Here is a 21937-nt window from a genome sequence, read left to right as displayed (position 1 = left end):
ACGGACCACGGACCACGACGAAGGGCTACGGACGATGACGACCACGACCACCGACTACTTCGAGTACACCCACACCGTCGGCTTCGAGGAGACCAACCTCGTCGGCAACGTGTACTACGTGAACTATCTGCGCTGGCAGGGCCGCTGCCGCGAGCTGTTCCTGAAGCAGAAGGCGCCGGCGGTGCTGGCCGATGTGCAGAACGACCTCAAGCTCTTCACGCTCAAGGTGGACTGCGAGTTCTTCGCCGAGATCACGGCCTTCGACGAGCTGTCGATCCGGATGCGGCTGTCGGAGCTGGGCCAGACCCAGCTGGAGTTCACCTTCGACTACGTCAAGGTGGCCGAGGGGGGCGGCGAGACGCTGGTGGCCCGGGGCAAGCAGCGGATCGCCTGCATGCGGGGACCGAACACCGCGACCGTGCCCTCCGTCATCCCCGAGGCCCTGGCCGAGGCGCTCGCGCCGTACACCGGCCGGCTGCGTCCGCTCGCGGGCCGGGCCGCCGCCTGACCGGCCGCGCCGCCCCGCCCCGCACGGCGGGAGCCCGCGCGCACGGCCCGCCCCGGACGGCCGGTACGACCCGGTGGTCCTGTCCTCCGCACCCGTGTTCCACCGTGCTCCGCACCCGTGTTCCGCCCGTGTGTTCCGTATCCGTGCGTCACCGCTCAGCCGCTCCGTGCGTCACCCCTCGACCGTCCCCCATGGCCGGTGAGTTGCTTCACAGGACCCGATCGGGTCCGCCCCGCAGAGTCCTCGAAGACCGTATGAGAAGGAGACGAGAAATGAACACGCTCAACGACGTTCTCAAGCACCTGGCCGCCGACATCGACGAGATCGCCGGCATCGTGGAGAACCTGGACGACGAGGCATGGCAGACCCCCACCCCCGCCGCGGGCTGGACCGTCGCCGACCAGATCGCCCACCTCACCTTCGTCTTCAACCTGGCCAGGACGGCCGCCGCCGAACCGCAGGCGTTCCAGGCCATCACCGCCGCGGCCGCCGGTAACTTCGACGGAGCGGTCAACGCCGCCCTCGCCCAGTTCAAGGCCTTCCCGCCCCGCGAACTGGTCGCACGCTTCCGGGCCCTGGGCCAGGCGTCCATCGACGCGCTCGCCGCGGTGCCGGCCGGTCAGGTGGTGCCGTGGCTGGTCAACCCGCTGCCGCCGGTCGTCCTGGGCTGCGCCGGAATCATGGAGGTCTTCGCCCACGGCCAGGACATCACCGACGCCCTCGGAGTCCGCAGGGAGCCCACCGATCGGCTGCGCAACATCGCCGACTTCGCCTGGCTGACCCGCGACTTCGGCTACGAGTCGCACGGTCTCACCCCGCCCGCCGAGCCCTTCCGCTTCCTCCTGACGGCCCCCTCCGGCGAGGTGTGGTCGGTCGGTCCCGAGGACGCGGCCGAGACGATCCAGGGCCCCGCGCACGACTTCGCCCTGCTGGTGACCCGCCGCCGGCACCGCGACGACCTCGCCCTGACCGCGACCGGACCGGCAGGTGAGCAGTGGCTGAGCATCGCGCAGGCCTACCGGGGCCCGGCCGGTGAAGGGCGCAAGCCCGGCCAGTTCGCGGACGCCGGACAGTGACCGGCGGCCGGCCACCGCGAACCGCGCGCCCCCGCCACAGCCGTGCCAGAAGCCCACCAGGGAGAAGACATGACGAGCACCAGGCCGGATCGAGTCATCGTGATCGGCTGCGGTCTGATCGGTACGTCCGTCGCGCTGGCCCTCACCCGGGCCGGGGTGCGGGTCGCCCTCGACGACGTGGACACCGCGGCCCTGGACGAGGCCTGCCGGATGGGCGCCGGGACCGCGCTGACCGTGGACACCCCGGTCGCGGACCTCGTGGTGATCGCCACCCCGCCGTCCGCCGTCGTCGACACCCTGTACAGGGCCCAGGCGCGCGGGCTCGGCCGGGCGTACACCGATGTGGCGAGCACCAAGGAACACATCTGGGCGGAGGCGGCGCTGCGCGGCAGCGACCTGCTGGGCTACGTGCCCGGCCATCCGATGGCGGGCCGGGAACTGTCCGGCCCCGGCGCGGCCCTGCCCGACCTCTTCGCCGGACGCCCCTGGATCCTGTGCCCCTATCCGACGGTCGACCCCGAGGCGCTCGCCGCCGTCGACGCGTTGGTGAGGCTGTGCGGGGGCGTCCGCCGGGATCTGACACCCGCCGCCCACGACCGGGCGGCTGCCGCGCTCTCGCACGTGCCGCAGGTCGTCTCCTCCGCACTCGCGGGACAACTCGCCGGGCTCGGCCCCGACATCCTCGCGCTGGCCGGCTCCGGGGTCACGGACACCACCCGGACCGCGGGCAGCGACCCCGGGCTGTGGGCCGACATCCTCGGCCAGAACGCCTCGGTGGTGGCGGAGGCGGTGGAGCGGCTGGCCGGTGAACTCGGCTGTCTGGCACGTGAGTTGAGGGCCGGTGGGCCCGGTCCCTCGGACGGGGTGCGCGAGCTGCTCGACCGCGGCAACGCGGGCCGCGCGGCGCTGCTCGCGGCGGCCGGGACGACCGCCGCGAACACGGCCGGGACCGGCCCCGCGGGCGGTCCCGCCGCACCCGTGCCCGCCGCCGCACGCACCCGTGCGGCGGCGGGCACGAGGACCGGGCCGCCGTATCTGCCCTACCGCTCACTGCTCCTGCGGCCCGGCCGGCCGGCGGGCCCGGTACCGCGCATCCGTCGCTTCGCCCGGTGACCCGCCGCTCAGCGGCCGGGCACCGGCCGGGGGCCGGCCAGCCTTCCGCCCACGCAGAGGGCGGTGGTCAGTGAGGCCCACGACGTGAGTTCGACCAGCTCCCGGTCGGTGGGATGGAACACACGGAACGCGGCCACATCGGCGTCGGTGATCCGGTGGGCGGCGAAGGCGGTCAGCAGCGCCAGCCGGGCCACGGGCACCTGCGGCGCCGTCAGTCCGGCCGAGGCCTCCTGGAGCCAGGCCGTGCTCAGGGCCGCCGGGCCGCCGTCCCATGCGGCCAGCCGGTCGGCCAGCCGCTCGCGGACCGGCTGCGGCACCCAGTCCGCCGCACCGTCCACGGCCGCCACCGCCCGGCCCAGCGCATCGGCCACCACCGGACTTCCACCGGCCCACCCCGGAAGGGACTGCCGGGGTGCGGAGGGCAGCAGGCTCAGCGAGGATCCGGCCGGTACCGGCCCCGGACCGACCGGCCGCATGGAGCGGGCGACCGTACGCATGATGGGACCGCGGAGGAATCCGGGGGCCTGGTCGGGCATCGGGGAGTCGGCCAGGAAGACAGCGGCCATCCGGTTGATGTAGTGGAAGGTGACGGCCACTCCGCAGAGTTCGGCCGCCTCGGCGGCCGAGGCCGCCGGAACGCGCGGGCCGTCGGCGGCGCGCAGGCCCGTGGCGCGGGCCCAGGCCGCGAGCGCGGCTTCGGTCTCGGCCGGTTCCGGCTCCAGCGTCTGAAGAGTGGCCCGGTGCACATCGACGCAGTACGAGCAGGTGTTGGCCTCGGAGACGGCGGTCGCGGTGACCTCCTTGGCGGCCCGGCCGGCCTCCCCCTCGACCAGCAGGGTCTCCCGCAGCATCAACCAGGCCGCGGCGAGTGCGACCGGGGCGGGGGAGTGCAGGGCCAGGGGCGGAGCGAGCACCCCGAAGTCCCTCTCCGCCTGCGTGTACACCGCGGCCACCAGCCCCCGGGCCCGGCCCGGGGGCACCGCCTCCACGTACCGCACCTGCTTCAACGCGCCTCGCAGCACTGTCCTGACAACAGGTCTCACCGCCGCGCACCTCCTCGGCCAGGGCTCCCCTTACGGCTCTCGGCGGCCGTGGGCCAGCGCACCGATACTGGCCGCGCGGTCCGCGCCGGCGCATCCTCAGGACTGCTCGCCCTGCCCGCCCGGAACCTCAGGCGGCCGGGGGCACCGCCCGCAGCCGGGGTGCGCGGGACCCGGCGCGGGCCACCGCCTCCCCCAGCAGCCGCAGGCCCGGGGCGGCCGGCTGACACTCCGGGGCGGGCCGGTTCGCCTCGGCGCGGGCGACAGCGGCGCACATCCGGTCCCAGTCCGTGGGTTCGGCGGCGGCAGTGGCCGCGGCGGCGATCTCGGCGGCGGCCTCGGCATCGGCCCCGGTGGAGGTGGTCCGTAAGGCGTCCGCGTCCCCGGGGCCGTCCTCGTCGGGAACGGCCCCGGCGAAGCCGAACACCCCCTGCTCCATGAACATGCGCACCAGCGCCGTGGCCGCGCCCTTCGCCGCCGCCGAGGTGTACGCGGTGGAGGCGGAGGCCGCCGCCCCGAGCACCTGTGCCGGCGCGGCCGGCGGTTCCTTCTCGGCCCCGTGGGCCGCCGGGCGGATATCGCTCATGCTCTGCCTCCCATGCCGGGTCTGGCACCGGACCGGTGGTGCGGTTCGGCGTGCGCGCGGCGCGGTGCGCGGCGGGGGCTCCGTACCGGGTGGGTCCGTGTCCGGTCCGCCGGGCGGCCCGCCACCCCGTGCCGAGAAGCATCATTCTCGGACCGGTGGCCGGGGGCGGGCGTCTCCTTCCGTGCGCAGAAACGATCGGCTCACGTGCGCAGAACGATCGCTTCACGTGCGCAGAAACGATCGGTGCGACTCCGCGGATCGTCCCCGGACAGCCCTTCGGACCTGCCTGAATGCGGGCCGGCCACGGATTGTGCCGCGACTTGGCCATCTTCGCGTGCCCTTCGGCGGTCGCCGCGCCTTGGATGGGGCGTGACCGCCCGCGCGTGCTCCCGCGTGCCGGACACGGCGGACGGCAGGCAGCCCCCGACCCCCGGAGACCCCTCTCCGGACCCGTCACCGCACCGCTGGACGGACCCGCCGGCCGTGTGCGGTGCCGGAACCGCCGGAGTGCTCCGCCCGCGCCGGGGCCGGTCCGCCTCCGACACCCGTTCCTCCCCGAGGAGTCACCATGCCGAACGCCCCCGTACGGTCCCCGGGCACGCCGCAGCCGTCCGCGGTGTGCCCGTGCGGTTTCCTGCCCGCGGTGTGCCCGTGCGGCTTCCTGGACGCGCTCGTGGCGGACGCGCGCGGCGGCTCCTGGGCCCCCACTCCGCTGGAGCGGCGCATCGCGGGCCTGCTCGCGGCGGCGGCGGCGGGCGACGGCCTGCTCACCGCGGACCGGGTGCGCGCCGCGCTGTGGGAGGGCTCCCTCGCACTCGTCCAGGAGAACGACGGGAGACTGGCCCGCCTCCTGGCCGGCCTGCTGTCCCTGCCGGTGGTGTACGGGGGGTACGGGCCGTACGGGGATGTGCCGTACGGGCAAGCGCCTTACGGGGACGTGCCGGACCGGGACTCCGACGCCGCCCGGCAGAGCCGGCGGACCCTGGACGCCGCGTACGGGTTCGTCGTGGCGACGGCCTCCGGTCATGCGTACTGACCCCAGCGTCCGGAGCACGCGGGGTGCGGCGCCCGTGGTCCAGGTGCTCCGGGCTCCCCGGCCGCTGGTACCTCGGCCGCCGGCTCCCCGGCCGCCGGCTCCCCGGCCGCCGGCTCCCCGGCCGCTGGTACCCCGGCTGTTGGTTCCCGGTGCCGCGCTCGGCCCGGTGCGCCCGCCCGGGGGCGCCTGCCAACTGTGGCTCGCCGACGCGAACGTACGGCCCGGGGCGGTCGACGACCTCGCCCGGCAGGTCCTGGACGATGCGGAACACGACCGTGCGGCCGAGCTGCGCCGCCCCCTGGACCGGCGGTGCTACGTCACCGCCCATGTCGCCCTCCGGGTCCTGCTCGGTGCCCATCTGGGCATCGCGGCGCACCGGGTGCGCTTCCGTCGCGAGCCCTGCCCCTGCTGCGGCGAGCCGCACGGCAGGCCCGCGGCGGAGGACCTCCGGGTGCCGCTGCACTTCTCGCTGTCGCACAGCGGTGATCTGGCGCTCCTCGCCTTCGCCGACGAACCGGTGGGCGTGGACGTGCAGACCACGGGTTCGGTGGAGGCCGCCGACGAGATCAGGGGGGTGCTGCATCCTCGGGAGGAGGCGGAACTGGCGGCCTGTGAGGAGCGTGTGCGCCCGGACGCGTTCGCCCGTGTCTGGGTACGGAAGGAGGCCTACCTCAAGGGTCTCGGTACGGGCCTGGCCCGGAGTCCCTCGCTGGACTATGTGGGCACCGGGCCGACGGCCGCCGCGCCGCCCGGCTGGCGGGTGGAGGATGTCGTGGTGCCCATGGGGTACGCGGCGGCGGCGGCGGTCGCGGCCGGCGGACCGTTGCCCGGATGACCGCGCGGCGGGGGTCGTGGCCGTCCTCTCTCCTCACGGACGCCGGCTGCTCCCGCCTCCCGCCGGGTCAGTAGCTGTTCTCGGCGGGGGCGGCGCCGTCCGTTCCGATGTCGGCCAGTGCCCGCAGCACCATCGGGGGGTGCTCGGCCAGCCGTTGCAGCAGATGCGGCCACCAGCCGGTGCCGTAGGGGGCATGGATGCGGCACACCAGGCCGTCCTGCCGGAAGCGGCGCAGCAGGGCCGGCTGCACACCGTGGAGCATCTCGATCTCGACGGTCCGCCGCAGCAGTCCCCGTTGCCGTGCCGAGGCGAGCAGCGCGGGGTCCTGGGTGGCCAGACTGAGCCGGACCCCGCGCTCCAGGAGCAGTTGGGCGAGATCCAGGTACCGGTCGTCCAGCGCCGGGCCGCGCGGCAGGGCGATATGGCCGGGCTCCGGTGAGGCGCCCTTGACCAGCCGGATCGTGCAGCCGGGCCGGGCCAGTTCCGCCGCGTCGTGCGGGGTGCGGTGCAGATGGGCCTGGAGGGTGATGCCGAGGTTGGTGTGGCTGGCGCGGAGTTCGCGGTAGGCGTCGAGCACGGTATCGACGCCGGGGGCGGGCCCCATGCTCAGGACGACCTCGCTCCCGCGGCTGGCCGCGGCCGTCACGATCCGGCCGGTGTTGCGCGTGGCCAGGCGGGCCGACCGGGCCAGGCCGACCTGGGCCAGGTCGAAGCCGAGCCGTTCGGGCACCGGTTCGTGGGCGAGCAGGGCGAGGTACTCCGCGACGGTCCGCTCGACCTCCGCGGGGTCGTCCGGGTACGGGCGGTCGGTGGTGTACTCGGCGCTCAGCAGATAGCCCTTGGTCCGCAGCCGGTCGGCGCGTTCGAGGAATCCGGCCCGGTCCGGCGCGGGTACGTAGCGCCGCGCGGCGGGGGCCAGGATGTCCTGGAGGACGGAGCCGGGCCCGGTCGGGGCGGTGCGGACGAGGGAGTCGGCGGCGAGCTTGCGCAGCCCCTCGGAAGCGGCCTCCAGCAGGGCCCGCTGGGAGAGTTCGTCGGTCATGGCTGCGCCTCGGTGTCGGTCCTCGGAGCGTGACAGGGCTGCGGTGCGGGCGGCGTCCGGCGCCGGGTCCGCGGTCAGCCGGGGCACGAGGCCTTCTCCTGGGGCCGGGTCAGCCTGCGGATGCGCAGCCGGTCCAGTGCCAGCTGCCGGCGTGACCGGTGCAGGGTGTGGATGACACCGGTGCAGGCCCGGCGTCCGGCGGCCGTGCGGACAGCGGTGCCCGGCCGCGTACCGGGGTCGAAGCAGTAGACGGAGGGCAGCGACTCGATCGCATTGATCACGTCCTGGCCGAGCCGGTCGGCCGTGCCGTGCGGCTCCACCCCGGTGACGAGGACATCGGCCTCGCAGAGGGGGGAGTAGTCCGCTCCGGCCCACCGGTCCAGGAACTCCTCGGGGTGGACATGGGCCAGTGCGGTCAGATCGGCCAGGTTGGTGCCCAGGCACAGGTCGTCGTATCCGGGCAGGACGTCGCCGAGCAGGGGGAGGGCCGATACCGGTTGCGGGCCCCGGGAAGTGAGCACCAGACAGGTGCGGGCCGGGCCGTGGGTGATCCCGAGCGCGTCGAGCGTGTCCCGGGTGCGGGCGATGAGCGCGGACACGGGACCGTGACCGGGTGCTGCCAGCGAGGTGCGGTCGGGCACGGTGAACGGCCCCTGCCGCCGGGTACGGTGCCGTCGGACCGCGACGACGACATGCCGGCCGGCGCACGAGACGGTCTCCACGGTGTACTCGCGCTCGTCGGACCGGTGGGGGGCACGGGGGAAGGCCGGCCGGGGCAGCGGCGGGGGAACCGGGACCCCCGGCAGTCCGAGCCGTCCGGCCAGCGCCGCGGCGAGCGGTACGCCGGAGGCCCGCCCGGCGATGACCCCCAGGGGGTGGTGCCGGGCGATCAGGGCCGCGGTCCGGCAGGGATCGGCACCGGAGTCGCTGCGTACCTGGACGACGCCCACCCCCCATTTGGCAAAGGATTTTGGCAATACATTGCCAAGCGGTTCGGTGTCGACGAGTACCGCCACAGCGGAGAATTCCCTGTTCGATCTCGCGATTTCCACGGTCCGCCACCTCTGGTCGGAAGTGTCACATCCGGGCTCAGTATTCACGTTTCCATGTGTAGGCAAAATGTTGCCACACTGTGGCACGTGTTGGCAACAGTGGGGCCCGGGAGAGCGGGCATGCGACCGCCTCCCCTCTCCCGGCGGCACCGGGGGAGGGGAGGCGGTGGGACAGCCCGAGGGGGAGAGGAGGGAAGGCGGCTCGGCGAGGAAGAGTGAGGGAGAGGAGTGAGGGAGGGGAGCGGGAAGGAAGGCGGAGGGAAGGAAGCGGGCTCGGCCGGCGGGGCCGGCGGTGGTCAGCCCGCTGCGACGCCCTGCTTCTTGCCCCGCGCCTCCATCAGGCACTCCGCGGCCAGCCGCCAGATTTCGGCGGCGAGATCGATGTTGGCGTTCTCCTGTGCCTGCAGGGCCAGTTGTTGCAGGCCGGCCAGGCCCTCGTCCTCCTCGCCGCCGAGAATGCGCAGCTGATTGCCGAGCACTTCCAGGCGTATCCGCGTCTGGTACGGCAGGCGCAGATCGGTCCGGCCGAGCCGGTCCAGCAGGGCACGGGCGTCCGCCGGCCGGCCCTCGTGGAAGGCCAGACGGGCGCGCAGGGCGGTCAGGGACTGCTCCAGTGCGGGCGTACGGGCGAAGGGCAGAGCGGCCTCGGCGGCCTCGATGCAGCGCTGGGCGGCATCGAGGTCGGGCGGGAACTTCTGCAGCTGGAGCTCCGCCATGGCCACCCGCAGCCGCAGCCAGATGGTGAGGTTCTCGCGGCTGTCGAAGCCGTCCAGCGCGCGCTGGAACAGGGACTCGGCCGCGTCGAACTCACCCTCCCGCACCTTCAGGGCGCCCGCCGTCCACAGAGACTCGGCCCACAGGGTGTCGGAACGCCCTTCGACCAGTGCGGTCAGCTCGTCCGCGTGCCTGCGGGCGTCCGGCATCCGTCCGGCCTCCGCCTCCACGGACACCAGGACCAGTAGCGTGGCCGCCACGTCCTGGGTGGAGAGGCTGTTGTCCCGGGCCAGCCGGTACGCCGTCGCCGCGGCGTCGACCGCCGGGGCGATCTCGCCGGAGACGCGCAGACACCTGGCGAACTGTGTCAGGGCGCGCGAGCGCAGCTCGGCCAGGCCGATCTCCTCGCTGAGCACGACGAGCTGGTCGAGGTAGGCGCGCTCGGCTTCCTGGTCGCCGTGGCGTCGCTTCCACTGGCCCAGCAGCCACAGGGCCTGCCAGCGGAGCATCGGCTCCTGGCCGTGCGACGACTCCAGCGCCTCGGCCAGCAGCTCGCTGGTCTCATCGGATTCGAGCGAGGTGGCGAGGGAGAGTATCTGTGCGAGCGAGGTGGCTCTGGACTCCTCGAACTCGGCGGCGCTGATGCCCAGCTGGCCCGCCAGGTGCGCCACGGCGCGTTCGGTGGGCTGGCGTGCGCCCGATTCCAGACGTGAGAGATAACCGGTCGACATACCGTCCCCGGCGACGACGGCCTGCGACAGGCCGCGTTCGGTCCTCAGCTGCCTCAGTCGGCGGCCGAAGGATGGCTGCTCCAGCACGTGCACGCCCCAACGGGTGGATGGATTACGGATGATTCCGGCCCTGGCACATGTTGCCGTAGTCGTGTCACACCGCTCGTTCCAGTTATGCCACAGGATATCCATGAACCATTCCGCTTGGCAAACGTCTGACCTCGGAAGCTCCCGCTGCTGGCGGGATACTTACCACTCTGCCTGGCAAAGGATCTTGCCCAAACTTTGGTAAGTTGTTGTCAAGTCGGTCGGGGCTGCCCTAGGCTGACTTGGCAACACACGGAACGGATCGAGCCGATACGGTGAACCCACCATGTCCACGGGAGTGGCCGAAATGACCAGTGACCGCTTTGCAGTCATCGCCGCCACGGGCGCCCCGGCCGACACCCCGGCAGCCCGGAGCACGGAGGCGGACGAGCCCGTCCGGCCCGGCGATCCGGTGTGCGAGGTCCGGGAGTTCCTCTTCGAGGCGTGGCAGGACCTGCTCGGCTGCGCCAACCTCACCGAGCACTCCGACTTCTTCGCCCGCGGTGGCGACTCGCTCCTGATCACCCGGCTGGCGCGGCGCGTCGGCAAGCGGTTCGGCGTGGTGGTCACGATGCACGACATGTCGCGCCGCAACCTCGGGGACCAGATCGTCCTCGTCCGCACGAGGCTCTCCCGCGGGCCGGCGCACCGGGCCCGGCCCGTCGTGACCACCCGGAGCATCCGTACCTTCGTCGCCCGGCAGTGGGCCGAACTGCTCGGCTGCCGCGTCCCCTTCGACCACTCGGACTTCTTCGCCCTCGGCGGTGACTCGCTGCTCGGCACCCGCCTGGTGCGGCGCCTGGAGAAGGAGTTCGGCGTCGACGTCCCTGTGCGCGACATCCTGGGCGCCACCACGCTGGCGGGCCAGGTGCTGCTGCTCGGGGGGCTGCTCGCCGAGTCCCCCCGCCCCGCCCACACGCCGCGCAGCCGCGCCGCGTAGCCGTCCGCCTCCTCGGCCTCTCCGCCCCTCGCACTCTCGCCCCCTCACGTCCCCCGGCCGGCCCGCGCCGTCCGGGGGGCGTTCGTGTGTCCGGAGCCGGCCCGCCGCCGCGCCACCGGGCGCTTCCGCCCGCGCTCCGGGGCGCTCCACCCCGTACTCCTCGTGCTCCGGGGCGCTCCACTCCCGTACTCCTCGTGCTCCGCCCGTACTCCGCTCATACAGGCAAGTTGCCAAAGTCTGGCAAATCGTTGCCATGGGAGCCCGTCTTCACTAGCTTCCTGTCATCGGCGGATGCCCATCGGCCGATGACCGCATCCGCAGTCCCGTACGAGGAGCAGCCATGAACATCACGCACCCCGCGCCCGGCGTCCGGACCGGCTCCGGCGAGAACGTCGAGTGGCCCTGATCCGCACCCCTCCGGCCGAGCAGCCCTGACCGGCCCCGGCCCCGGCCCGAGCAGCCCCGATCCGCCGTCAGAAGGACATCCCGTGACGCACATAGCGCTCGACAACGATCTGCCCGGCATCAGCGGACTGATGGCGCACCGGCCGGACACCGGCGAACCGCTGGGCAAGCTGGCCGACGCCCTGCTGACCGCGCCGTCCTCGCTGAGCCGGGGCGAGCGCGAGCTGATCGCCGCCTATGTCTCCGAGCTCAACGGCACCGAGTTCTGCTCCGCCTCCCACAGCGCGTTCGCCGCCGCCCAGCTCGACGGCGGCCGGGCCCTGGTCGACGCGGTGCTCACCGACGCCGCCACCGCGCCGGTCGGCCCCAAGCTCCGCGCCCTGCTCCGCGTCGCGGCCGAGGTGCAGGCGGCGGCGCGCCCGGTGTCCGACGAGGCGGTCGCGGCGGCCCGCGCCGAGGGGGCCGACGACACCGACCTCCACGACACCGTTCTGATCGCCGCCGCCTTCTGTATGTTCAACCGCTACGTCGACGGACTGGCCACCGCTCTCCCCACCGACCCCGCCGACTACACGCGGACGGCCGAGCGAATCGTCGCGCGGGGGTACCGGGGCTGAACCCCGCTCCTGACCGGGCCGTCTCCCGCGCACCTCGTCCCACCTCGTCCGCACCCCGGCCCCCGTCCACCCGAACAGACCGCGCCGGACACCACGGCGCGGCTCAAAGAGCTGAGCAACGCCGGAGATGCCCGCCCCGACGGGGCGCTCGGAACATGGACCGCGAATCGCCCACCGGTCCCGCCGGTGGGCCGGGGCGGGGACGACCCGTCGCAGGACCACCGGGATGAGGTGCTCAGCAGTGACCGTTGACATCGCGCCGACCAGCGCGCGCAGCGTTGCCACGATCTACAACTCGGCCGTCGCGGCCTTCGCCATCGCCGCCGCGTGGGAGGTGGGGGCTCTGGAGGAGCTCTACCGCGAACGCACCCTGGACACATCCGAATTCGCGGAGCGCCGCGGCCTCGACGTTCTTTCCACGACCGGTCTCTTCCGGGCCATGGCCTCGGTCGGACTGGTCCACCGCGAGGGCACCGCCGTCATCCCGCTGTCCGGGTTCGACGCGGTGTACCACAACAAGTCCTTCTTCCACTGGCTCGGCCGGGGCAGCGCCGAGCTGTTCCAGCAGATCCCCCGGGTGCTGCGCAACGAACAGCGCACCGGCGCCTACTACCGCAGGGACCCGGCGGCCATCGCGTTCGCCTGCCGCGAGATCGACGACATCACCTACGCCCCGGCCTACTGGGGCGCCATCGAGCGCCTCGACTTCCCCGTCACCCGTGTCGCGGATCTCGGCTGCGGCAGCGGCGGCCGGCTGATGGACCTGCTGCACCGCTTCCCCGGCACCACGGGCATCGGGGTCGACATCGCCGCTCCGTCGCTGGAGGTGGCACGCAAGGAAGCCGCCGACATCGGCCTGTCCGACCGTTCCGAGTTCGTGCGGGGGGACGTGCTCCGGCTGGAACCGCGCCCGGAGTTCGCCGACATCGAGCTGGTCACCTGCTTCATGATGGGCCACGACTTCTGGCCGCGCGAGAACTGCGTGGCCACCCTGCGCCGGCTGCGCGAGGTCTTCCCCGCCGCACGCCGGCTGCTGATCGGCGACGCCACCCGCACGGCGCTGCCGGACACCGAACTGCCGGTCTTCACCCTGGGCTTCGAGCTCGGGCACGATCTGATGGGGACCTTCCTGCCGACCATCGACGACTGGGAGTCGGTGTTCGCCGAAGGCGGCTGGGAGCTCGTGCGCACCAACCGCATCGAGCTGACCGTCGGAGAGGTCATCTTCGAACTGGCCTGATCCGTCCGCTCCCCGATACCTCTCGCCCGGCTGCCGCCGTCATCGCCCCCGGAAGCCGGCACCTCCTGTCGACCCGGGGCGTGTAGGAGACCCCGATGCCCACGCTCGCCGCCGCCGTCGCCCGTACCCTCGCCGTCGCCGTCGCCCGTACCCTCGCCGTCGCCGGCGTCCGCCATGCGTTCGGTCTGGTCGGCGGCGGCAACATCCTCGCCGCCGCGGCCCTGACCGAGGCGGGCGTCCACTACACGGCGGCCCGCCACGAGGGCGGTGCCATGGCGATGGCCGACGCCTACTTCCGGGTGACGGGGGAGGTGGCGGTCTGTACGACGACCCATGGGCCGGGGCTCACCAACGCGGCCACGGCGCTGGCCGAGGCGGCCAAGAACCGTTCCGCCGTCGTCCTGCTGTGCGGTGACGCGCCGACCGGTGGGCCCAGGCCCCACGACATCGACCAGAGCGCGCTGGTCACCTCGCTCGGTGTGCCCGTCGTACGGCTCACCGATCCGGCCACCGCCCTCGCGAGGACCTCCGCCGCGCTGGAACTCGCCCGTACCCGGCAGTGCCCCGTCGTCGTCATGCTGCCCGGTGATCTGCTGGGTGCCGAGGTGTCCCCCCCTTCGGCACCCGGCGCCAACCCGATCGCGGCACCGGCCGCGACGGTCCGGCCCGACGAGCTGGCGGCGGTGCTCGGCGCCCTGGCCCGCTCCCGGCGGCCCCTGGTGCTGGCGGGAGCGGGCGCCTGGCGCTCGGGGGCCGGCAAGGTGCTGCGCGACCTCGGGGACAGGCTCGGCGCGCTGTTCGCCACGACGGTGATGGCCAACGGGCTCTTCGACGAAAGCCCCTGGTCCCTCGGGATCTGCGGTGGGTTCGCCGCCCCGGAGCCCGCCGGGCTGATCTCCCGCGCCGACCTGGTGCTGGCCTTCGGCGCGAGCCTGGACACCTTCACCCTGCACGGCGGACGGCTGCTGGACCCCGACGCCACCGTCGTACGGATCGATCTGGAGCCGGGACCGGGACCGGCCGGGCGCGGGGACCTCTCGGTGACCGGGGACGCCTCGCTCGTCGCCACCCGGCTGCTGGACGCCCTCGGCCCGGCGGTCCCGGCGGACGGTCCCGGCCCCTGGCGGTCGGTGGCCGCCCGCACGGCCGCCGCCCGCCGCTGGGACACGGTGCCCTGCGAGGACGCCTCCGGCGCGGGACGGATCGATCCGCGCACCCTCACACGTCGACTGGCCGGACTGCTGCCCGCCGACCGCACCCTCGTGCTGGACGGCGGCCACTTCATCGCCTGGCCCGCCATGTACTGGCCGGTGCCCGACCCCGCGGCGATGGTCTTCACCGGGGCCGCCTTCCAGAGCATCGGCCTCGGGCTGGCGGGGGCGGTCGGCGCCGCGGTCGGCCGCCCCGACCGGACGACGGTGGCGGCGATCGGCGACGGCGGCGGGCTGATGGGGCTCTCCGAGCTGGAGACCCTGGTGCGCAGCGGGCGGTCCTGCCTGGTCGTTGTGTACGACGACGCGTCGTACGGATTCGAGGACCACATGTACACCCCGCGCGGGGCGGACCCGGCGACGGTGAACTTCGGCGACACCGATTTCGCGGGGACGGCCCGCGCGCTGGGCGCCCGCGCCGTCACCGTACGCGAACCGGCGGATCTGGCCGAGGTGACGGCCTGGCGCGAACGCGGCTGCCCCGGCACCCTGCTGCTGGACTGCAAGATCGTGCATGCGGTGGTGGCACCGTTCCTGGAGGATCTGCTGACCCCGGCGGACCACCGGGGGTGACACGGGCCGCTGCCGGGGTCCGCGAACCGGCGGACTCGGGCAGCGGTACGGGCGCCGGTCCGCGTGCATGCGACGGGGACGCCCGGACAGCGCTTCGTTCGCGGATGGCGTGTGATGCTGCGGCTGGACCTGCATGTGCTGGACGCGCCCGGAGCCGCGCTGCAGATGGCGTCCCGGGCCTGGGACACCGCGGCGGTCCGTGCCTGGGAGGCGGAGATGGCCGGGCAGCGACTGCTCGTCGGCGCGGTGGTCCATCTGCCCTCGTGCGAGGTCGTCGGTGCGACGGTGGCCACGGTGGCCGATGCCGGTGCGCGGGCGGCCGACCAGCACGACACCGCCGTACTGCCCGGACACCGGACCGGCGGGCTGGCCCGCTGGATGAAGGCCCGCCACACACTGCGGCTGCACGAGCTGTTCCCCGAGGCCGGGTCGGTCACGGTCACCGTGAACCGCGAGAACGCGCCGATGCTCGCCGTGAACCGGGCGATCGGCTACCGGCTCGTGCGTGAACGGCTGCTGGTGGAGACCCCCGCGGCCGGTATCCCCACCGGCGGCACCGGACCGAACGGGTGACGGACCGGGACGCCTGGAGAGCCGTCCCGGTCACACCCCCTGCCGCTGCCGGTGGACGCCCGTGCCGCCTCCGTCGGACGCGTGGCTCAGCTGCCGGGCAGATTCCTGCGGATGCTCCTGAGTCCCTCGAACGAGGAGAGGTCGGGCACCGTCCAGCCGTCCAGGTCGTACTCCGACATGCACTGGTCGACCATCGCCTTGTAGTCGTCGATCTGCCCCGAGGCGGTCTGCGCGAACAGCAGCTCGGTGCGGGTGTTCTCGTGGTTGCCGGCGTAGTTGCGCTCGTAGAGCTCGTGGCGTCCGCCGAACTCCGTTCCCACCGCGTCCCACAGCAGTTTCAGCACCTTGACCCGGTCCACCGCCTCGATGCCGTTCGAACCCCGTACGTATTTGTCGAGGTAGGGGCGGATCTCGGGGTTCTTGAAGTCGTCCGCGCTGGAGTTGAGGTAGATCAGGCCGCTCGCGACGTCCTGCTCGATGATCTCCTTGACGCGCGGGTAGCCGATCTGCATGAACCAGCGGTAGGCCATGCCGTACTGCGGGTTGGGCAGTACCGCGCCGTTGTGCCACTTCACCGGGTTGCGCGCCGCCGCGTCCGAGAGGCCCCAGAAGAGGTTGCGCCAGGCCAGGACCTCACCGAGGCGGGTCTGTACCCCCCGGAAGTCCTGGGTGCCGGTGACCTCCAGGGCCTTGGCGAGCGCCCCCGCGATGAACTCCAGCTTGACGGCGAGCCGGGTGCAGCCGTGGAAGGTGAAGCGCTCCATGAAGCCGGACTGCGAGGAGAACGTCTGGATCTTGGCCATGTCCCCGTAGATGAACACGTTCTCCCAGGGGATGAGGACCTTGTCCATCACCAGGATCGTGTCGTTCTCGTCGAGCCGCGAGGACAGCGGGTAGTCGAACGGGGTGCCCATCACGGCCGCGGTGGCGCTGTAGGAGGGGCGGCAGATCAGCTTCACCCCGGGGGCGCCGGTGGGCACCGTGGCCACCAGCGCGAACTCCTTCTTCTTGATGGGCAGTCCGTAGTGCGCGATGAAGTTGTGGTGGGTCAGCGCCGAGCCGGTGGCGACCACCTTCGCACCGCTGACCACGAGCCCCGCGTCGGTCTCCTTCTCCACGTGCACGAAGACGTCGGCCACCTCGTCCGGCGGCAGACTGCGGTCCACCGGCGGATGGACGATCGCGTGGTTCCAGTACAGGACCTTCTCCTGGGCCTCGCGGTACCAGCGCCGTGCGTTGTCGGCGAAGGGCCCGTAGAACTCTGAGTTGGCCCCGAGCGTGCCGAGGAAGGCCGCCTTGTAGTCGGGGCTGCGGCCCATCCAGCCGTAGCTCATCCGGGACCACGCGGCGATGGCCTGCTGGTCGGCGACGAGGTCCTCGGCGCTGTGCGGTGTGGTGTAGAAGCGGTGGGTCAGTCCGCCGCTGCCCGTGTCCGTCCGGGTGGTCAGGACGTCCTGGGTGGCCGGGTCGTGCAGGGCGTCGTAGAGACGTGCCGTCATCCGTACCGGGTTGTGGAACGCCGGGTGGGCGGTGACGTCCTTGACGCGCTCCCCGTACAGGAACACCTGCCGGTCGTCGCGCAGGCTCTCGATGTACTCGTCGCCGGTGAGCGGCCGGCTCACCGAGGACCCGGGACGGCTCTCGGCGCCGGAGCGGTGCTGATCGGTCATGAGCCCTCTTCCCTCGAATCCCCTCACCGCCCGACACCGGGGCGCGGCGGCGGGCGTGCCGGGCTGCCATCGTGACAGCCGGCGGCGGCCGGGGCTTCTCCCTGCGTGCGGGACCACCGCGCGGGGCGGCGCGGTCCTCGTGCGCCGTGCCGCCGGTGCCAGGTGCGCAATCCAAGAGGTGCCTCTTCTCCCCTGCCGGTGTGACGGTCTCTCCAGCACTGCCCCTCTCCACGATCGTCACGTCCAGGAGGAAATCGATGCTGACCGCCGACATCCCCACGCGGGCGCAACTCGTCCAGCGCGCAGTCGAGCTGGCACCGCTTCTGAAGAAGAACGCCGCGCAGGCGGAGCAGGACGGAAGGCTCCAGGACGAGACCGTCGAGGCACTGGCGGACGCCGGACTCTTCCGGCTGCGGGTGCCCAAGCGCTACGGAGGCTACGAGTCCGACACCCGTACGCTGGTCGACGTCGCGGCGGCTCTCGGCCGCGCCGACGGCGCCGCGGCCTGGACCACGGCCGTCACCTGGATTCCGACCTGGATGACGTGCGTGTTCCCCGACAGCGTCCAGGACGAGGTCTTCTCGACCCCGGACGTCCGGATCTGCGGCACCCTCAGCCCGTCCGCGCTGGCCACACCGGCGCCGGGCGGTATCACCGTCAACGGCAAGTGGGGCTTCGTCAGCGGCGCCCGGCACAGCCACTGGCAGGAGATCATCGCCGTCCTGCAGGGTCCCGACGGACCGCCGCAGCCGGTGATGGCCCTGGTGCCGATCGACGACCTGACGATCATCGACGACTGGGACACCTCCGGTCTGCGCGCCACCGGCAGCGTCAGCACCGTCGCCCAGGACCTCTTCGTCCCGCAGGAGCGCGTCCTGCCGCTCGGCGCCATCCTCCAGGGGAGTTACGCCTCCGAGCTGAACGCCGACACGCCCGTCTACCGCGTCCCGCTGCTGCCCGTCGCCTCGGCTTCCTCGGTGGGCACCGCACTGGGACTGGCCCATGCCGCCCGGGACACGTTCTTCGAGCGGCTGCCGGGACGCACCATCACCTACACCTCGTACCAGCAGCAGGCCGAGGCGCCGCTCACCCACTTCCAGGCCGCCGAGGCGACGCTCAAGTCCGACCAGGCCGAGTTCCACGCCCACCGGCTGGCCGCGCTCGTGGACGGCAAGGGCGAGTCCGGCGACACCTGGACGCTGGAGGAGCGTGCCCGCGCCCGCGCCGACCTGGGTGCGGTGTGCCGGCTGGCCAAGGAGGCCGTCGACCTGTTCGCCTCCGCCAGCGGCGGCTCCTCGATCTACCGCGACATCCCCATCCAGCGCGTCGTCCGCGACATCCAGGCGATCAACCTGCACGCCCTGATGAACCCGAACACGAACAACGAGCTCTACGGCCGCATCCTGTGCGGCCAGGAGCCGAACACGCTCTACATCTGACGCCTCACGCACCCGGCGGAGGCAGCCCGCACGGCACCAGTCCAGCCCGCAGCACCGCACCGCACCGGACGAGACCGCACAGCACCGGACGAGACCGCATTCGACACGACCGAGGAGCCCACCGGACATGACTGCTCAGACCACCGACGCGCCCATCATCGAGATCTCCGACGAGGACAAGGCCGCCGTCGCGGCCGTGCCCGGCCGCATCGTCGCCGCCTGGGCCGCGCACGACGCCAAGGCGTTCGCCGATGTCTTCACCCCCGACGGCACGATGATCCTGCCCGGCGTCTTCCAGCAGGGCCAGGAGGCCATCGCCGGCTTCATGGCCGAGGCGTTCACCGGCCCCCTCAAGGGCACCCGGGTCACCGGCACCCCGGTCGACATCCGCTTCGCCGACGCGGAGTCCGGCATCCTCATCACCCGCGGCGGCATCCTCGCCCCGGGGCAGAGCGAGCCGAGCCCCGAGCGTGCCGTCCACGGCTCCTGGGTCGTGGTCAAGCGCGGCGGCGGCTGGCACCTCGCCGCGTACCAGAACACCCCCCTCCACGCCGCCTGACGTCCCGTCCGCTCCGTACTTGCCACAAGGAGGTGACCGCGATGGCCGTAACGAACGCAGGCCGCGCGGTGGTTCTCGGCGGCAGCATGGCCGGCCTGCTGGCCGCCAGGGTGCTCGCCGACACGTACCGCGATGTCGTGGTCGTCGACCGCGACGACATGTCCCCGGGCGCCGAGGCGCGCCGGGGTGTGCCCCAGGGCCGCCATGTCCACGGTCTGCTCGCCCGCGGGCAGCAGATTCTCGACGAGCTGTTCCCCGGTTTCACCGAGGAGGCCGTGGCGGCGGGTATCCCCACGGGTGATCTCGGTGAGCTGCGCTGGTACTTCAACGGCCGCCGGCTCAGCCCCGCCACCACGGGGCTGGTGTGCGTCTCCGCCACCCGTCCGCTGCTGGAGGGCCGGGTGCGGGAGCGGGTCGCGGCGCTGGAGAACGTGACGTTCCTCGACCGGCACGACATCGTCGGCCTCGTCACGGACGGCGCGCACTCCACCGTCACCGGGGTCCGTGTCCAGGGCCAGCGGCCCGGGGACGCGGAGCAGGTCCTCGATGCCGGGCTCGTCGTGGACACCAGCGGCCGGGGCTCGCGCACACCGACGTGGCTGGAGGAGTTCGGGTACGAGCGTCCCGAAGAGGAGCGCATCAAGATCGACCTCAGCTACACCACGCGCCGCTTCCGGCTGCCGGATCTCTCCGTGCTGAACGGCGACCTGTCCATCAACCCCGTGTCCTCGCCCAGCCACCGGCGCGGGGCGTTCCTCTCCCGCATCGAGGACGGGCTCATCACCGTCTCGCTGACCGGTGTGCTGGGCGACAGCGCGCCGGCCGACCTGGAGGGGTTCCTGGCCTGGTCCAAGACCCTTCCGGTCTCCGACATCTACGACGTCCTCCAGGACGCCGAACCCGTCGGGGACGGCGCGACCTTCCGCTATCCGGCGAGCGTGCGCCGCCACTACGAGCGGCTGCGGACCTTCCCCGCCGGGCTGCTGGTGATGGGCGACGCGGCGTGCAGCTTCAACCCGGTCTACGGACAGGGCATGACGGTCGCCGCGATGGAGGCCAAGGTGCTCGCCGGCCACCTGAGCCGCGGTCCCGTGCCGCAGCCCCTGGAGTTCCATCGTGACGTCTCCGGTGTCATCGACGTCCCCTGGGACTTCTCCGCGGGCGGCGATCTCGGTTACCCCGAGGTCGAAGGCGTACGGAACGCCAAGGTGCGTACGGGCGGCGCGTACATGGCGCGGCTCCAGGCGGCGGCGGTCCACGACGGCCGCATCACCGGCACCTTCATGCGGGTGGCGGGCCTCGTCGAATCGCCGCAGGCCCTGATGAGCCCGCGCATGATGTACCGCGTGCTCAAGGGTTCACGGCGCGGCAAGCAGGCCGCGGCGGCCTGACATTCCACCCGCGGCGGCCTGACCGTCCACCCGCGGCACCGGGACCGCACGACGCCCGCCCACGACGCCCGGCCGGATTCCCCGGCCGGGCGTCGTGCTGTCGCGCCGTTCTCGTCCCGTGTGCGGGCGTCGTGCCGCCGTGGGGCGGGCGCGCCGGGGGAACGCCAGAAGGGCTGCCCCGGTCCGGCCGGGGCAGCCCTTCTGGCGTGCGTGCGTGCGGTCGCGGAGGCCGCGTCAGCCGGCGGCGGCCGGGACCGGGGCGGTCAGGCGGACCGGGAGGCTGCGGTGACCGTTCATGATGAACGTCGGCAGCGGCTGGAGTTCACCGGACTCCACGGCCAGCGACAGGTCCGGGAACCGCTCGAACAGCTGGGACAGCCCCGTCGTGGCGACCAGTCGGGCGATTCCGGCCCCCAGGCAGTAGTGCGGGCCCACCCCGAAGGAGAGGTGCGCCTTGTCGGGCCTGGTCAGGTCGAAGGTGCCGGGGTTGTCCGGGTGGAGCTCGGGATCGCGGCCCACGGCGCTGTAGTTGACCAGGATCGGGTCGCCCCGGGGGATGGTGACCCCGTCGAGCTCGATGTCCTCGGCCGCGTAGCGCAGCGGCAGGTGCGCCAGCGGTGACTCGACGCGCAGCGTCTCGTCGATGACGTCGTCCCAGGTGGCCCGGCCGGAGCGGATGAGCTCCAGTTGCGCGGGATCGCTGAGCAGGGCGGTGATGGCGTTGTCGAAGAAGTTGATCGTGGTCTCCGAACCGGCGCCGAGGATGGCGAAGATGGTGTCGGCGAGTTCCTCCTCCGACAGCGCCGTACCGTCCTCGTCCCGCGCGGCGACCAGGTCGCTGGTGATGTCCTCGCCGGGCTCGCGCCGCTTGTCGGCGATCAGGTCGGCCATCGCCCCGCGCCAGCCGGCCAGCACGGCCTGCGCCTGCTCGGGGGTGACCGTCGTGTCGACCATCGCGTCGATGACCTTGGCGGTCTTCGCGCGGGCCTCCTCCTCCATGCCGATCAGGTCGGCGACGAGCCGGGCCGGCAGCGGGTAGGCGAACCGCTCCCGCAGGTCCACCACCTCGTCGGGCCCGGCCGTCTCCAGGGCGTCCAGGAGCTGCTTGGTCAGCTCCTCGACGCGCGGCCGGAAGGCCTCGGTGCGGCGCGGGGTGAACGCCTTGCCGACCAGCTTGCGCAGCCGTACGTGGTTCTTGCCGTAGGAGGTGACCATGTTGTCCATGGCCACCCAGCTGATCAGCTCCCAGTCCGGCGGTATCTCGCCGTTGACGAAGGCCGGCCAGTGGGACCGCGCGCTCTTGGTGACCCGCGGGTCGGTGAGCACCTTCCTGATGACGTCATGGCTGTTGAGCGACCAGGCGACCACTCCGCCGGGCAGTTCCACCTGGGTGGCCGGGCCCTGCTCGCGCAGGGCGGCGGCCTCGCCGTGGATGTCCCGGCCGGTGGTGTCGAGGGCGAACGGGCAGCGTTGCTCCATGGGAGTATCCGGTTTCTCTT

The 21937-nt window shown here is 72.9% G+C and carries 20 protein-coding genes; 13 read left to right on the top strand and 7 right to left on the bottom strand.

The window, feature by feature from the left end:
* Nucleotides 1–34 precede the first annotated feature (34 nt).
* From ABT170_RS35035 to ABT170_RS35025, 3 genes are all read left to right on the top strand, one after another.
* The gene (locus ABT170_RS35035; RefSeq protein WP_329941249.1) at nt 35–508 is read left to right on the top strand and encodes an acyl-CoA thioesterase; all 474 of its coding nucleotides are present in this window, start codon (nt 35–37) and stop codon (nt 506–508) included.
* Nucleotides 509–780: 272 nt separating this feature from the next.
* A complete protein-coding gene (locus ABT170_RS35030; RefSeq protein ID WP_329941250.1) occupies nt 781–1584 on the top strand; it encodes a TIGR03084 family metal-binding protein in 804 nt (267 codons plus the stop codon).
* Between the two features lie 69 nt (nt 1585–1653).
* Nucleotides 1654–2697: a prephenate dehydrogenase gene (locus ABT170_RS35025; RefSeq protein ID WP_351874286.1), complete on the top strand. Its 1044-nt coding sequence runs from the start codon at nt 1654–1656 to the stop codon at nt 2695–2697.
* A gap of 8 nt (nt 2698–2705) precedes the next feature.
* Here ABT170_RS35025 and ABT170_RS35020 read toward each other — a convergent pair whose 3' ends face one another.
* Complete coding sequence (locus tag ABT170_RS35020; RefSeq protein WP_329941252.1) at nt 2706–3740, bottom strand: carboxymuconolactone decarboxylase family protein; 1035 nt, start codon at nt 3738–3740, stop codon at nt 2706–2708.
* Between the two features lie 127 nt (nt 3741–3867).
* Nucleotides 3868–4323 carry a hypothetical protein gene (locus ABT170_RS35015; protein WP_329941253.1) on the bottom strand — a complete coding sequence of 152 codons (456 nt, stop codon included), beginning with the start codon at nt 4321–4323 and terminating at the stop codon, nt 3868–3870.
* 568 nt (nt 4324–4891) lie between these two features.
* Between ABT170_RS35015 and ABT170_RS35010 the strand changes: the two genes are divergently transcribed.
* Complete coding sequence (locus ABT170_RS35010) at nt 4892–5359, top strand: hypothetical protein (protein WP_351874283.1); 468 nt, start codon at nt 4892–4894, stop codon at nt 5357–5359.
* 166 nt (nt 5360–5525) lie between these two features.
* The gene (locus ABT170_RS35005; RefSeq protein ID WP_351874280.1) at nt 5526–6194 is read left to right on the top strand and encodes a 4'-phosphopantetheinyl transferase family protein; all 669 of its coding nucleotides are present in this window, start codon (nt 5526–5528) and stop codon (nt 6192–6194) included.
* Nucleotides 6195–6261: 67 nt separating this feature from the next.
* On the opposite strand, the gene ABT170_RS35000 is transcribed toward ABT170_RS35005, so the two are convergent.
* The 3 genes from ABT170_RS35000 to ABT170_RS34990 all read right to left on the bottom strand — a co-directional run bounded on the left by ABT170_RS35000 (nt 6262) and on the right by ABT170_RS34990 (nt 9820).
* Nucleotides 6262–7236, bottom strand: coding sequence for a proline dehydrogenase family protein (locus ABT170_RS35000; protein ID WP_266932834.1), 975 nt, complete (start codon nt 7234–7236; stop codon nt 6262–6264).
* A 74-nt stretch (nt 7237–7310) separates the two neighbouring features.
* On the bottom strand, nt 7311–8186 hold the full coding sequence (locus ABT170_RS34995) for a hypothetical protein (protein WP_329941256.1): 876 nt from the start codon (nt 8184–8186) through the stop codon (nt 7311–7313).
* Between the two features lie 398 nt (nt 8187–8584).
* Nucleotides 8585–9820 (bottom strand): helix-turn-helix domain-containing protein, encoded by a 1236-nt coding sequence (locus ABT170_RS34990; RefSeq protein WP_329941257.1) that lies wholly within the window; start codon nt 9818–9820, stop codon nt 8585–8587.
* Nucleotides 9821–10127: 307 nt separating this feature from the next.
* Between ABT170_RS34990 and ABT170_RS34985 the strand changes: the two genes are divergently transcribed.
* The 5 genes from ABT170_RS34985 (at nt 10128) to ABT170_RS34965 (ending at nt 15379) form a co-directional block, all read left to right on the top strand.
* On the top strand, nt 10128–10760 hold the full coding sequence (locus ABT170_RS34985) for an acyl carrier protein (protein ID WP_351874275.1): 633 nt from the start codon (nt 10128–10130) through the stop codon (nt 10758–10760).
* Nucleotides 10761–11248: 488 nt separating this feature from the next.
* Nucleotides 11249–11782 carry a carboxymuconolactone decarboxylase family protein gene (locus ABT170_RS34980; protein WP_329941259.1) on the top strand — a complete coding sequence of 178 codons (534 nt, stop codon included), beginning with the start codon at nt 11249–11251 and terminating at the stop codon, nt 11780–11782.
* Nucleotides 11783–12023: 241 nt separating this feature from the next.
* Nucleotides 12024–13022 carry a class I SAM-dependent methyltransferase gene (locus tag ABT170_RS34975; RefSeq protein WP_329941260.1) on the top strand — a complete coding sequence of 333 codons (999 nt, stop codon included), beginning with the start codon at nt 12024–12026 and terminating at the stop codon, nt 13020–13022.
* A gap of 95 nt (nt 13023–13117) precedes the next feature.
* A complete protein-coding gene (locus tag ABT170_RS34970; protein WP_351874270.1) occupies nt 13118–14806 on the top strand; it encodes a thiamine pyrophosphate-binding protein in 1689 nt (562 codons plus the stop codon).
* Between the two features lie 114 nt (nt 14807–14920).
* On the top strand, nt 14921–15379 hold the full coding sequence (locus ABT170_RS34965; protein WP_351874267.1) for a hypothetical protein: 459 nt from the start codon (nt 14921–14923) through the stop codon (nt 15377–15379).
* An 86-nt stretch (nt 15380–15465) separates the two neighbouring features.
* Here the strand turns inward: ABT170_RS34965 and ABT170_RS34960 are convergent, their stop codons facing one another.
* Entirely contained in the window at nt 15466–17049 is a 1584-nt protein-coding gene (locus ABT170_RS34960) for a 4-hydroxyphenylacetate 3-hydroxylase N-terminal domain-containing protein (protein WP_351874263.1), read from the bottom strand.
* Nucleotides 17050–17306: 257 nt separating this feature from the next.
* On the opposite strand from ABT170_RS34960, the gene ABT170_RS34955 reads away from it, so the two are divergent.
* The 3 genes from ABT170_RS34955 to ABT170_RS34945 all read left to right on the top strand — a co-directional run bounded on the left by ABT170_RS34955 (nt 17307) and on the right by ABT170_RS34945 (nt 20438).
* Complete coding sequence (locus ABT170_RS34955) at nt 17307–18488, top strand: acyl-CoA dehydrogenase family protein (protein WP_329941295.1); 1182 nt, start codon at nt 17307–17309, stop codon at nt 18486–18488.
* Nucleotides 18489–18615: 127 nt separating this feature from the next.
* Nucleotides 18616–19047: an SgcJ/EcaC family oxidoreductase gene (locus ABT170_RS34950; RefSeq protein ID WP_329941264.1), complete on the top strand. Its 432-nt coding sequence runs from the start codon at nt 18616–18618 to the stop codon at nt 19045–19047.
* Nucleotides 19048–19088: 41 nt separating this feature from the next.
* A complete protein-coding gene (locus ABT170_RS34945) occupies nt 19089–20438 on the top strand; it encodes an FAD-dependent oxidoreductase (protein ID WP_329941265.1) in 1350 nt (449 codons plus the stop codon).
* A 234-nt stretch (nt 20439–20672) separates the two neighbouring features.
* Here the strand turns inward: ABT170_RS34945 and ABT170_RS34940 are convergent, their stop codons facing one another.
* On the bottom strand, nt 20673–21917 hold the full coding sequence (locus ABT170_RS34940; RefSeq protein ID WP_329941266.1) for a cytochrome P450 family protein: 1245 nt from the start codon (nt 21915–21917) through the stop codon (nt 20673–20675).
* Nucleotides 21918–21937: the final 20 nt, after the last annotated feature.

The sequence above is a fragment of the Streptomyces sp. NPDC001787 genome, assembly GCF_040297465.1.
Classification (GTDB): Bacteria; Actinomycetota; Actinomycetes; order Streptomycetales; family Streptomycetaceae; genus Streptomyces.
This window is presented reverse-complemented; position numbering and strand designations above follow the sequence as displayed.

Coding starts and splice junctions, on each gene's coding strand:
- ABT170_RS35015 (WP_329941253.1), bottom strand. CDS start 4,323: ATGAGCGATATCCGCCCGGCGGCCCACGGGGCCGAGAAGGAACCGCCG.
- ABT170_RS35035 (WP_329941249.1), top strand. CDS start 35: ATGACGACCACGACCACCGACTACTTCGAGTACACCCACACCGTCGGC.
- ABT170_RS35000 (WP_266932834.1), bottom strand. CDS start 7,236: ATGACCGACGAACTCTCCCAGCGGGCCCTGCTGGAGGCCGCTTCCGAG.
- ABT170_RS34950 (WP_329941264.1), top strand. CDS start 18,616: ATGACTGCTCAGACCACCGACGCGCCCATCATCGAGATCTCCGACGAG.
- ABT170_RS35030 (WP_329941250.1), top strand. CDS start 781: ATGAACACGCTCAACGACGTTCTCAAGCACCTGGCCGCCGACATCGAC.
- ABT170_RS34985 (WP_351874275.1), top strand. CDS start 10,128: ATGACCAGTGACCGCTTTGCAGTCATCGCCGCCACGGGCGCCCCGGCC.
- ABT170_RS35025 (WP_351874286.1), top strand. CDS start 1,654: ATGACGAGCACCAGGCCGGATCGAGTCATCGTGATCGGCTGCGGTCTG.
- ABT170_RS34965 (WP_351874267.1), top strand. CDS start 14,921: ATGCTGCGGCTGGACCTGCATGTGCTGGACGCGCCCGGAGCCGCGCTG.
- ABT170_RS35010 (WP_351874283.1), top strand. CDS start 4,892: ATGCCGAACGCCCCCGTACGGTCCCCGGGCACGCCGCAGCCGTCCGCG.
- ABT170_RS34960 (WP_351874263.1), bottom strand. CDS start 17,049: ATGACCGATCAGCACCGCTCCGGCGCCGAGAGCCGTCCCGGGTCCTCG.
- ABT170_RS34940 (WP_329941266.1), bottom strand. CDS start 21,917: ATGGAGCAACGCTGCCCGTTCGCCCTCGACACCACCGGCCGGGACATC.
- ABT170_RS34955 (WP_329941295.1), top strand. CDS start 17,307: ATGCTGACCGCCGACATCCCCACGCGGGCGCAACTCGTCCAGCGCGCA.
- ABT170_RS34945 (WP_329941265.1), top strand. CDS start 19,089: ATGGCCGTAACGAACGCAGGCCGCGCGGTGGTTCTCGGCGGCAGCATG.
- ABT170_RS34970 (WP_351874270.1), top strand. CDS start 13,118: ATGCCCACGCTCGCCGCCGCCGTCGCCCGTACCCTCGCCGTCGCCGTC.